The organism is Aquimarina aggregata, assembly GCF_001632745.1.
Lineage (GTDB): Bacteria > Bacteroidota > Bacteroidia > Flavobacteriales > Flavobacteriaceae > Aquimarina > Aquimarina aggregata.
Genome location: NZ_LQRT01000046.1, coordinates 444434 through 458001, shown reverse-complemented (window position 1 = coordinate 458001; position 13568 = coordinate 444434). Strand labels below are relative to the sequence as shown.

The window sequence follows — 13568 nt, the reverse complement described above, 5'->3', positions numbered from 1 at the left end:
CTTTACTTAAAAGTCTTGTAATTGTATAAAAATAGAGAACTTTTAATTATAATATTCAGCGCGGTTTTTGATTAATTTATAAGGTTACAGTGTCCAGAGCACTATACTTTGCAAGGTCATTTTATTTATGTATCTGATTTATTTAATTCTGAAAATTATTTTAAAAACAATGAATTAAAACTTTTTTAAAAACTATTTTAAATTAGTCTCAGTTCCTCGTCATTTTTGTATTAGTTTTTGATTCTTTTTATGTCTTCTCATGGTAAGTAATACATTCATGTAATTCATTCAATAAGATTGTATTAGCGATGTTAAGCACAGTCAAATTCCAGTCGAATATCAAATAAATTTAATATTGATATCTCTTCATGTAAATCAATTTTTTATTATTTATAAATTTTAATTAGAATCTTCTTTGTGAAGATTAAAACTAACTTAACTTTTAACACAATGAAACTTTTAAAACCCTATTTTTTAATTGTATTTGCCCTTTTTGGTCTTATACTAAATGCTCAAACTCTAGATGGAGAACTCAAACGATGGCACAAACTTAGTCTTACTTTTAATGGTCCTAATACTACAGAAACATCAAATCCCAATCCATTTTCTGATTATCGTTTAGAAGTTACTTTTACTCATCAAGGGAGTAATAGAAGTTATATTGTACCAGGATTTTTTGCCGCTTGTGGCAATGCAGAAAATACAGGTTGTGATTCCGGCAATAAATGGAAGGTTCATTTTACTCCAGATGATATTGGAGCTTGGAATTGGTCAGTCTCTTTTAAATCAGGATCTAATGTCGCTATAAATGGCGGAGGGTCTGATGCTGGATTTATGAATGGTAATACAGGAACATTTAATATTATGGAATCTAATAAGTCAGGTAGAGATTTTAGAAGTAAAAATCTTGGTAGACTTAAATATGTTGGAGAACATTATTTGAAACATATAGGAACAAATCCAGAAAACCCTAATGGACCTTGGTTTTTGAAAGCAGGAGCAGATTCTCCAGAAAATCGATTTCATTATGAGGATTTTGACGGGACACCTGGTAATACTGCGGGAGGGAATAAAAGCAAGACATGGCAACCTCACCAAAGAGACTATGTAGCTGCAGACGCGAGTGAATATACTTGGAATGGAGGTAAAGGAACTGAGTTATTAGGAGTTGTTAACTACTTATCTGGTCAAGGGGCAAATGTAATGTCATTTTTAACTTGGGCAGCAGGAGGTGATGATGGTGGTGTTTTTCCTCATATTTTAAAAGGGTCAATGCAAGATTATTCGAATACTGGAAAAGCTGGACAATGGAACAAACTATATAAAGATCGTTTTGATGTCTCTAAATTGGCACAATGGGAAAAAGTGATGGAGTATGCCGATAAAAAGGGAGTGTATTTACACTTCAAAACTATGGAGACTGAAAATGATAACTTTATGGATGGTAATAGTTTTGGTAGAGAAAGAAAATTATATTATCGTGAGCTTATTGCAAGATTTGGTCATCATTTGGCACTAAATTGGAACTTAACAGAAGAGACAACATTAAGTGACGATGTTGTAAAATCAACTGCTTCGTATATAAAAAAAATTGATCCATATGATCATAATATTGTGATCCATACCTATCCAGGAGAACAAGATAAAAGATATAACCCACTATTAGGAAACAACTCAGTACTTACAGGAGCTTCTATTCAATCGGGTCAAAATAATATCCACAGGGATGTAAAGAAATGGATCGAAAAATCTCGTGATTCTGGAAGAAAATGGGTAGTTGCGAATGACGAACAAGGCAGTGCTACAGAAGGTATAAGAGTTTCTGATAAACAAGTAAGAGAAAAGGTACTTTGGGCTACATTAATGGCAGGAGGCACTGGAGTAGAATATTATAGTGGGTATACAAGTGATGATGGTGATCTTAATGGACAAGATCATAGAAAAAGAGGAAATAAATATAAAGAAGGAAGTTACGCTCTTAAATTTTTTAATAGTCATTTGCAATCGTATTTAACAGAGATGGTTTCTTCTGACGGAGTTACTTCTGATGGTAATGATTATGTGTTCGCAAAAGCAGGAAATGTATATGCAGTGTACAGACCTAATGGAGGATCAACAGGATTAAATTTGCCATCTGGTAATAACAAATATGATGTGCAATGGTTTAACCCTAGAACTGGAGGTAATCTAACTGCTAAAACAACATTAGGAAATAATTTAGTAGCACCAGATAATAAAGATTGGGTAGCATTAATAAAAAGTAAAGATGGTAATGGCAATGGAGGTGGTTGTAATAATTTAAGAAACGTAATCGCGGGTCAGGATGCCTACCTACAAGGTAATACTCGATTTAATAATGGGGAACTTAGAGTAGAAAGTGGAAAAAGAATATCGTATCTTCAGTTTACTGTACCAACGGTGACAGAAAACGTTACAAGTACAAAGTTAGAACTTACGGTATCTACAGATGGAGGTAATGGACTTATAGAAATCTTTAAAGGAAGTTCTAATAACTGGACAGAAGGCAATCTTTCGAATAGTAATAAACCTTCAGAAGGAGCTAAAATAGGATCTCTCAATACTACATATAGTACAGGGCAGTCATATCAGTGGGAGTTATCAGGAATCACTCCTGGTGAAACTGTTTCTTTGATTGTTAAACAAACAGGAGGTAATGATGTTTCTTTTTCTTCAAAAGAGGGTAATACGACCCCAAAGCTTATTCTAGAATTGGATTGTAGTGATAATGATAATAATGAAGAAGTAGTAACGATTTCTGGCACGCTAGAAGCTGAGAATTTTAATACTCAATCAGGAATCCAGATAGAGAGTACTTCTGATATCGGAGGAGGACAAAATATTGGATATATTGAAAATGGAGATTTTTCTACTTATAAGGTAAATGTAAGCGCCTCTGGAGAATATGAGTTGACCGCAAGAGTTGCTACTAATACGTCAGGTGGGAAGATAATAGTAAAAGCAAAGGGTGCTGAAGTAGGCGAGTTATCTGTTGAAAATACAGGAGGATGGCAAACTTGGGTAGCTATTAAAACTTTAGTAAACCTTACAGTCGGAGAACAAATGTTAAGATTGGATTTTTCCGGAGGTAGCGGATTCTTATTTAATGTAAATAAATTAAGTTTTATCGAGAATGATAATAGTGGAGGAACTGATTGCATCGCTGTAGAACGTAATGGAGTATTGGCGGTAGAAGCAGAACATTTTGATAGCCAATCTAAAGATGATAAAAGAAAATGGTATGCATTTGATACTACTACTACAGGCACACCAACTCCTGATCCGGATCCAAATCATTTTAATGGAGCAAGTGGTAATGAATATTTAGAAATTTTACCAGATACAAGAGTAACTCATGGTGACCCTCTTACTTCTGAAAGTTTCTCCAATCAACCAGGAAAAATTGCTATTGTAAATTACAAAGTTAAATTCACAAACCCAGGAAAATATTTTGTTTGGGTAAGAGCACATTCTACTGGATCAGAGGATAATGGTGTACATGTTGGTATTGATGGAACTTGGCCAACTTCAGGACAAAAGATGCAATGGTGTAGTGGTAAGCAACAATGGACTTGGGAGAGTAAACAGCGTACGGGAGCAAATCATTGTGGGGAACCGCAAAAAATATTTATTAATGTACCGACTGCTGGAGTTCATACTATTTCTTTTTCAATGAGAGAAGATGGATTCGAGATGGATAAATTTGTATTATCTAAAACATATACCAAACCTATAGGATTTGGACCAGCTGAAATATTGGAAGATTGCTCTACATTTACAACATCAACAAGCGACTTAGAAGTTGAAGATATAAAAATTAAAGTCTTTCCGAATCCAGCGAAAGATTTTATTACTATTTCTGGAGTAAATTCAGGAGAATCCATTATTGTCTATGACCTTTTCGGAAATACTTTAAAGAAACAGGTTTCTAAAAATCAAGAAGAATCTTTAGATGTGTCAAAATTAAAACCAGGATTGTATATCGTTACAATACCAGGTAAAGATAGGGTTCAATTTATCAAAGAATAAATTTATTCTAAGGGAGTTTAAGCTGTGTGAAATTTTAAATTTCATACAGCTTAAATCAATAGAAAACTTCTTTTATCTCTTTAATCTAAAATAGTTTAAAATTAAAACCATGAAACTACTTTTAAAACCTAAACAGAATATTTTTATTTGGATTTTTTTATTATCTAATACACTTACGCAAACGTATGGACAGCTAAACATAGGTGATCCTGGAGTAATTTTTGATTCGAGTAAGTACGACAGCCGTTATCCACAGATGAAAGAGTGGGAAAAAGCAGGTGTTAGAGGTGGTATTCCATTTCTAAAAGATATTAGAATAGTAAAAACACTTACTAATGGAGCAGATAGTGATGCTATTAACAAGGCCATTAACGATGCTTCCAAACAAAGTGGATTAGTCGCCGTATTGCTTAAAAATGGAACATATAATATTAATAAACGTGTTTCTATGAAATCTAATGTCTCCTTGATAGGGGAAAGTAGAACAGGGGTGAAGTGTATCATTAGGATGAATAATAGTAGTGCTTTTAGCTTCTATAAGGTTAGTAAAAGTGGGATATACACTTTAACAATTGAAGGAAGCTGGGGGAAACCAAAATACGACTGGAACTATAGTCTGGGTGCTAATGATGAATTAAGAGGTAATGATAATATATCTGTAAAGTTTAACGATTCTCAGGACTGTTGGTTAGATAAAGTGAATATTATCAATTCTGCCAAAGACCCTGTAAGAGTCCCCGCTAACCATATTACATTAAGAGATCTAAAAGTAGATGGAGCTCATAAAAAAGCAGGAGGGGCTCAGGGGTATTTCTTTATACAAGGAGCTTATAATCTTATTACAGGATGTGAAGTTACTCATTTACGTCATATATCTCTACAAGGAAGTAAAGTAGAATATAATGTGGTATATGATAATAATTTTAGGCAAGAGGTAAGCTTTCACAGTGGTGATAATGGTAACAATTTAATAGAGAACAATAGAATCACGCTACCATTTGATATGCCTAATTCAAAGGCAGATACGCCTAATGCTGTATATAATAATAGTAGAGAACCCAACTATTATGCTATTATGGGACCATGGTCTACACAACATCAGAACTCAAAAAAACCAAATTTCATATATAAAAATAGATGCCTTGAAGAGAATCATAACAATATGACACCTTGGTCTGATCCGAACCTTTTATATAAAGGACCTCGACAAGTAAAACCCTCAAATCCAGCAACAAATTTCCCTCCTTTACAAGCAAATCAGTCTCCAAAAGGAGGAACGTTATACCCCGTGGTTTTGGAAGGAAATAATACTTGTGATAATTTAAGAAACGTAATTGCTAGTCAAGATGTTTATCTACAGAGTGGTACTCGATTTAATAGTGGAGAACTTAGAGTAGAAAGCAGAAAAAGAGTATCGTATCTTCAGTTTACTGTACCAGCAGTGACAGAAAACGTTACAAGTACAAAATTAAAACTTACAGTATCTACAGATGGTGGTAATGGACTTATAGAAATCTTTAAAGGAAATTCTGACAACTGGACAGAAGGTAATCTTTCGAATAGTAATAAGCCTTCAGAAAGAGCTAAAATAGGATCTCTCAATACTACATATAGATCAGGACAGTCGTATCAGTGGGAATTATCAGGAATCACTCCTGGTGAAAATGTTTCTTTAATTATTAAACAAACAGGCGGGAATGACGTTTCTTTTTCTTCAAAAGAAGGTAATACAGCCCCAAGACTTATTTTGGAGTTAAACTGTGACAAAAATAAACTAAGCGATTCTGAATTGCATGCTAATATATCGAGCTTACCTGACCTTAAAGCTTTTCCAAACCCTGTAAAAGATGTTGTTGTAATTTCTGGGATTAATATAGGTGATAATATCGCTATTTATAATCTTCATGGAAAGGTTATAAAAAGAAAAAAATCCACAAATAAAAAGGAAAGAGTCAGTCTTTCGGGTATCCAATCAGGAACATACCTTATCAAAGTGTCGAACAGAGTTATTAGATTTATAAAGTACTAATAAAATTAAATCTTTTTTCAAAGAATATTTATGTTTCTAAAATAGGCAATGATACCAATACAGGTACAACAGATGCTCCTTTTTTGACAATACAGAAAGGAATTAATGAAGCTTTAGCCGGCAACAGAGTGCTAATAGGTAATGGAACATATTAAAGAAGAGGTAGTTGTAGACTATTTGGTTTTAAATCTGTTACTAGGAATTTATATGCTATCTGGAAGCGAAAATAAATAATAATAACAATAATTTTCATCAAAAAATTATGATTTACTAACACAAAATCACAAATAAAACTAACTAAGCAGTATTAACATGAAACAAAAAACACTTAAAACCAAATGCTTTATTGTCTTTCTAGTATGTCTAGGAATAAATGCAGGGCTAGCTCAAAAGAACTTTTATGTCAGTTCTTCGGGTAATGATTTAAATAACGGAACTTCTCCATCAACACCATGGAAAACAGTTGCCAAGGTAAATAGTAATAAAGGATCTTTTGTAGCTGGTGATGTTATAAATTTTAACAGGGGAGATGTTTTTTATGGATCTCTTGATTTAAAAGGTAAAAGTGGTAATTTTGGTAGCCCTATTGTGGTCAAATCCTATGGATCCGGAAAACAAGCTGTTATAAGAGCGGCTAGAAAACTCAATAACTGGACACGTCATAACGGTAATATATGGAAAACCAATCTAGGCAAAATTGATAATGCAAGAACATCTTCATTATTTCTAGACAATGTAGCACAACAAATCGGGAGAGAACCTAATTTTAATATAACCGATGGAGGATACAGAACTATTAGTTCACATACATCAAATAATAGGTCAATTTCTGAATCGTCTAATTTGCCTTATGTAGCAAACAGATTTAGAGGTGGAGAAATAACAATTAGAACTACTGATGATAATGTGAAAGTTGAAACAATCACATCTCATTCAGGAAAAACGGTTAATTTCAATTTATCAAGGCCTAACGATTCATTTGAAAATAAAATTGAAGATAATTTTGGTTATTTTTTTCAAAATCATGTAAACACCCTAGATAAAAATGGAGAATGGGCTCATGATATTAATGCGGGAATATTGTATTTATATACTACAACAAATCCAAATAATTTGAATGTTGAAATCCCTTCTGGAGAAAACGCTATAAATATTAATAATGGTAAATATTTTAGAATACAAAATTTGAGATTTGAAGGAGGACTATCTCAGACACTATTGATGAGTGGTTCTTCAAACATTACAGTAACAGGTTGTTACTTATATAATGGAAATCAATACTTGACTTTAGGATACACGTTAACTAATATTAATTTCTCTAATAATGTTTTAGATCAAAGTAATAACCTAGGTTTAAGATGGGAGAATATCAGCGGAGTTACTTTTTCTAATAATAAGATTAGAAACATAGGGATGAGATCAGGAATGGGAGCGCGTAGTTTTATTGGGTATTCGGGAATCAGGTTTTATGGTCGTTCTGGCGGATTACCTAATATTATAGAAAAAAATACACTAGAAGGAATAGGGTATCATGCATTACAATTTGGAGGCGACAATTTCAAGATACGCTATAACGATATAAGTAATTATTGTTTTACCAAAGATGATGGAGGGGGGATTTACACTGTTGGTAATCGTGAAAGTAATAATAGTATTTACAAAAATATAGTCCATGATTCTCCTGGAGCTATTAGAGGGATTCCTTCTAATAGGGGAGTAAAAACAGCAGGTATTTATATAGATAATGATTCTCAAAATCAGCTTATATATGAAAACACAATTTATAATGTAGTAGGTTGGGGGTTAATGGCGAACCTATCTAGTAAAAGTACAATTAGAGATAATATAGTTTATAATTGCGAAATGGGTATAGTTTTATCTACATATAATAATAGTTTTGGATCGGGAGGAAGTGTAGCACAAGCAACAAGAAATACAGTTTTAAGAAATACATTCTTTACAAGAAAACCATCTCAATTCTGTGCCAGATATACAAATCAAATTACAGATACAGGATTCAATACTTTTTTGGGTAATATAAATAGCAATTATTATTGTCAGCCATTTACTGGAGGGAAAGAACTTAGTATAAGAGCGGGAAGACAAACTAGTGAATATTTATTACCTCAGTTTAAGTCTAAGTATCCTAACTATGAAAAAAAAGGGAAAAATGCACCAGTTAAATTTAATGCTTCAGTTGACCCAAATACTATTATGAGATTCGAGGTGAACAAAACGAATTCTGAAAAACAAATAAATTTAGGGAATATCAATTATATAGATGCTAAAAACATCTCATATTCTGGAAACATAACTCTAGCAGCTTATTCCTCGATAGTTCTGCTTAAAGGTGAAGGTGAAATATCACCACCTACCCAATTAATAACAAATGGAACTTATACAGTTGAATCTATAACTTCAAATCAAAGATTATTATCCAGGGCTAGAGAAAATTATGAAGCAAAAATGGTAAACCCAGGAGAATATGACGATCAAAAATGGATTTTCAATCATTTAGGGGATAATATTTATACCATAAAAAATAGGGCCAATGGTAAATATTTGGAGGTGCCCTATGCTAAATGTGAAAATTCAATTCAGGTTTCTACATATATTCAAGTCTTAGGTGATCATCAAAAATGGAAAGTAATTCAAAATGGAGAAGGAGTTTATGGTTTGAAGCCTTCTCATTGTTTATCTCAAGGTTTGGATAGAAAGAACGGAGTGATAAATGCTAACGTAACAACATATTCTTTTGGTCTAGGTAATGGTAATCAAAAATGGAAAATCAAACCAGTAGTCATAAATAGCCAAGTTTCAAAAGACTTACCGACTAATCATAAGAAAGAAATAGGAATTAGTGTATTCCCGAATCCGGCTAAAGATTTTATTACCATCTCTGGTGTTAATTCAGGAAAGCCTATTATTATTTATGACCTATTTGGAAATACTTTAAAGAAACAAGTTTCAAAAAATCAAGAGGAATCTTTAGATGTATCAAAATTAAAATCTGGATTATATATAATTAAAGCATCAGGTAAAAATAGAATTCAATTTATTAAAGAATAAAAAAAAATAATAAGCTACTATTAGAAATTTTAAGTCTCTGATAGCTTATAAAATAAAACAAAATGATCTCACTTTGTATTTTCATTATCAATAGTGTTGAATTAATGAATATCAGAAAGAATAAACATTTTGTAATACTTAACACTAACACTGATAATTTTAATAAATTATTTTTAAAACCCTAATTCAATCATGAAATTTAAATTATTAAGGCTTACCGTTTTACTATTATCCTTGAGTATGACCGCTAAGGATTATTATGTCTCAATCAATGGAAAGGATACAAACAATGGTAATCTACAGTCACCATTTAGAACAATTCAGAAAGCCGCTGATATGATGGCTGCAGGAGACACTTGCTATATACTAGCAGGTACTTATCGAGAAAATGTTGTTGTAAAACAAAATAATACAACGTTTAAAAATTACAATGGTCAAAAAGTAACAGTATCCGGTGCAGATCAAATCAAGAATTGGTCTATATACAAAGACGGAATTTACTCTGCGAATTTCTCAGGAGCAGAAACAGAATACACAATGTTATTTTTAAGAGGTAAACGACAAGAAATGGCTAGATGGCCAGATAATAAAACTGGCGAAATGATGAATCCAGAAAATAAAAACTCTGGATACGAGGATTGTCAGGTTTTTACAGGAGTCAAAGAAAAAAAAATAGAAGAGTATTATTCCCAAATATGACCGGTTTTCCTTCAAATTTTTTCAAAGGAGGTATCTTTAGAGGAATAAATGGAAAGAAGTGGATCAACCCAATGGGAATTATTACTGCTTCAAATGGAAAAGAACTTAGAGTAGATGCAATAACTGAAGGTTGGATCGATAACAGCGAGAAAATCTTTACGGATAATGGTAAAGGTTTTGGGTTTATTTTTCATTTAAATGCCCTTAATCGAGAAGGAGAGTGGTTTCAACAAGGAAACAAAATTTATTTCAAACCTCCTAATGGCACAAATCCGAATAATTTATTAATTACAGCTAAAAATAGAAAGTGGGCCTTTCAAATTAACAGAAAAAATGGAGTCAAAATACAAGGTTTAAATATCCATGCAGCTTCAATTCAAATGGATAAATCCTCAAATTGTCAAGTCGTGGATTCTTCAATTCAATATTTATGGCCATTTTTCACCAGAAAAGGATACGGAGTTTCTAGAACAGAGCAAGGTGGTGTTTTTGTAAATGGGAATAACAATAAGTTTACAAACTGTTACATCGCCCATAGTTGGGGTCACGGACTATTTATAGATGAAGGAAAAAATACAAAAATAAAGAATTGCTTTATCGAAGATATCGGTTGGATTGCTCAGTTCACCTCGTCGATACAGAATAATGGGGGAGATGGAACCGAAATCACAAAAACAACACTTGGATCAACAGGTAGATTTCATATTCGTACTAATGATGGTAAGATTGATATTACATATAATGATCTTTATGACTGTATGAAAATGGGACAGGATGCGGGTTCTATACAATGTACTAATGGAGGTAACTGGGGTGTTCCTGTTGATATGAAAGGTTCAGAGATAGCCTATAATAGGATACACGATTCCAATACCTTAACTGATGGTCATAAAGAGTTTGTACTAGCATTATATCTAGAAGGATGTTATAATTATACGGTTCATCATAATTTGATTTACAATTTTAAAACTGATGTAGTACCAGATGGAACTTTTGCTTATTTGGGACCTAGACAAGCGAAGATAAAGGATAGTTATTTTTATAATAATACCGTTTGGAATATGGATTGGGGAATTAGAATATGGAATAGAGATAATAAAGGTAAGATAGAAAATATACGTTTCTGGAATAATATTATTGATACTAAGGCTAAAGATGATGATAAAAACCATATTTATCAAAATATAAATTTTCAGAATAATGTAAGAAATGTAACAGGTAATGGTAATGCATTGTTTGTTAATGCTGCACAAGGAGACTTTAGATTAAAACAAGGTACCTCTCCTATAAATAATGGAAGATTTATTAATGGTATAACAACAAATGTTAATGGACCTAAACCAGATGTTGGAGCTATTGAATATGGTAGTTCATTTCCTGATGTGGGGTCTACTCTTAATCCAAATGATTTTAATTCTGGAAACCATTCTGGAGGAAATACTTCGGGAGAGAGACATATAATTCCAGGAAAAATAGAAGCAGAAGATTTTCTAACTCAATCAGGAGTGCGATTAGAAAATACCACAGATACAGGAGGAGGAAAAAGTATTGGATATATAGAAAATGGTGATCATACAGAATATTTGGTGACCGTAAAAGAGGCGGGAGAATATAAGATATCCGCTAGAGTAGCTTCTTTAAACTCAAGTGGTAAGATAAATGTTACCTATAAGAAAAGAAATATAGGTGAATTAAATGTTGTTAATACAGGTGGTTGGCAATCTTGGAAAACCGTTACCATGGTTACCAATTTGACTGAAGGTGATAATAAAATTAGATTAGATTTTTCTGGAGGTAATGGATTCTTGTTTAACTTAAATTGGTTGAGTTTTAAAAAAATGGGATCTAATAAGACAATAAATATAGATCAAGAGGATAGAGGTTCTTATCTTAAAATTATTCCTAATCCTATAAAAGGAGGCTCTATGCATCTTTTCCAAAAAGGGAACACAAAACTTAAAATTCTTAATATGTCTGGTGCTGTTCTTAAAGAGTTGACTGTTAGTCAGGAGGAAACAACTATAGATGTTTCTGGATTGGCTGATGGGATTTATGTATTAAAATCAAATACAAATAGTACAAAGTTCACAATTCAATAATAGTATTGATATTATAACTATAAACTGATTTGAATTTAAACCTTTAAGAAGTTGTACATACTAAGAATATCGAGTAGAATGATTAGTCAAACTATGTCGATTAGTATGTGCAACTTTTTTCATTAATGTAAGATTAGGTTATAAATTATAAATTTAAAAAGTCTACAAACCTCTTTTTTTATAGATTTTATTCTAACTAATCGTTCAGAGAATCTAATTTTTATAAGTAAAGATTATTCTTAGAATATGTTAAAGGTTTTTCTATCGAATCTCTAATAGTTTTATGTCTCAGATTCCGTTTAGAAGTTTTTATTGTTCAGCATATCTTTAGTAACAACAGTTCTAAAACCCATATGATCACTACCAGAATCTTGCGCAACACCCATTCTAGCAGAAATCCTAAAACTTGCGCAGTAGGATTGATGACATAAAAATGATCCTCCTTTCATAACATTTTCAGTTTGATAAGGATTGTTTAAATTTAAGCTATTAGAAGCACCTTGAGGGTTATTTAATGGTTCCGAAGTATCTAAGTCGCTATAATATTTTATATTGAATAAGTCGGTGGTTATTTCCCAAACATTACCAATCATATCATATAAGCCAATACTGTTTGGAGAGTATGATTTTACAGGAGATATAAAGGCAAAACCATCTTTAGATTCATTTTTGTTGGGAAATTTACCTTGCCATGTATTGGCATTTTTATTTAGTAAACTAGAATCGTTACCCCAAGTATAAATGGTATTTTTGTTTTTTCCTAATGCGGCTGATTCCCATTCAGCTTCAGTTGGTAATCTGCGATTTGCCCATTTACAGTATGCCAAAGCATCTTCTAAAGCAACGTGTACCACAGGGTAATTATCTTTTCCTTCTATAGAACTTTCTGGACCAAAAGGATGTTTCCAATTAGCGCCGATCATCCAAGTCCACCATTGCCCATAATTTTGCATATTGACAACAGACCTAACGTTTTTATTAAAAACAAGGCTGCCTGGTTGTAATACAGAATCGTGAGGTTTTGGTGTATTTGGAGGTAGTTCTTTTTTCATCAATTCCCAATTAATTGGACGTTCTGCAACTGTGATGTAATTTGTAGCCTTAATAAAAGATTTAAATTGTGCATTAGTTACTTCTGTTTCATCAATATAAAAACCATCAACTGTTACATAATGAGATGGCCTTTCTCTGTTCATAGCAAATTTATCATCTTGTTTAGCACCTTGTAAAAAAGTTTTAGATTCAACCCAGATCATACCATTTGGAGGTTTCATCATCGTGCTATGCTGGCCTAATTTATTAGGCTCACCCTTACAATTAACAAAGATGATTATAAACAAAAGAAAGATGGTTTTAAAAAGTCTCATAGGTTTTTAAAAATTTGTAGTAATATAAAGGTTAATTTTCTCAGGTTAAAGGATAAATTTTGAATAACTCTAATTGTATGATGATTAAAAAATAAATGAGGTTTACCTTATGAGGTAAACCTCATTTATTTTTTAATCATATTTTAATCAATACGCATGTTTCTTTCCTTGAAAAAATAATTTATTTAGCATGAGTTATACTGATAATGTTGTGCTCACTAAATAAGTATATATAAGAAATTTCACTTTAATGTTTTC

The 13568-nt window shown here is 32.2% G+C and carries 7 protein-coding genes; 6 read left to right on the top strand and 1 reads right to left on the bottom strand.

Going from position 1 to position 13568, the window contains the following annotated elements; genetic code table 11:
* The first annotated feature begins 450 nt into the window (after positions 1-450).
* From AWE51_RS22825 to AWE51_RS22805, 6 genes are all read left to right on the top strand, one after another.
* On the top strand, positions 451-4047 hold the full coding sequence (locus tag AWE51_RS22825; RefSeq protein WP_066318690.1) for a carbohydrate-binding protein: 3597 nt from the start codon (positions 451-453) through the stop codon (positions 4045-4047).
* A 109-nt stretch (positions 4048-4156) separates the two neighbouring features.
* Complete coding sequence (locus tag AWE51_RS22820) at positions 4157-6076, top strand: CBM96 family carbohydrate-binding protein (RefSeq protein WP_066318687.1); 1920 nt, start codon at positions 4157-4159, stop codon at positions 6074-6076.
* Positions 6061-6231 (top strand): DUF1565 domain-containing protein, encoded by a 171-nt coding sequence (locus tag AWE51_RS27240; RefSeq protein WP_157766208.1) that lies wholly within the window; start codon positions 6061-6063, stop codon positions 6229-6231. Before AWE51_RS22820 ends, AWE51_RS27240 begins: the two co-directional genes overlap by 16 nt.
* A gap of 157 nt (positions 6232-6388) precedes the next feature.
* A complete protein-coding gene (locus AWE51_RS22815) occupies positions 6389-9145 on the top strand; it encodes a right-handed parallel beta-helix repeat-containing protein (RefSeq protein WP_066318678.1) in 2757 nt (918 codons plus the stop codon).
* Positions 9146-9337: 192 nt separating this feature from the next.
* The gene (locus AWE51_RS22810) at positions 9338-9844 is read left to right on the top strand and encodes a right-handed parallel beta-helix repeat-containing protein (RefSeq protein ID WP_066318676.1); all 507 of its coding nucleotides are present in this window, start codon (positions 9338-9340) and stop codon (positions 9842-9844) included.
* The gene (locus AWE51_RS22805) at positions 9841-11943 is read left to right on the top strand and encodes a carbohydrate-binding protein (protein ID WP_066318673.1); all 2103 of its coding nucleotides are present in this window, start codon (positions 9841-9843) and stop codon (positions 11941-11943) included. Before AWE51_RS22810 ends, AWE51_RS22805 begins: the two co-directional genes overlap by 4 nt.
* Positions 11944-12242: 299 nt before the next feature.
* Here the strand turns inward: AWE51_RS22805 and AWE51_RS22800 are convergent, their stop codons facing one another.
* Positions 12243-13310, bottom strand: coding sequence for a formylglycine-generating enzyme family protein (locus tag AWE51_RS22800; protein WP_066318671.1), 1068 nt, complete (start codon positions 13308-13310; stop codon positions 12243-12245).
* Positions 13311-13568: the final 258 nt, after the last annotated feature.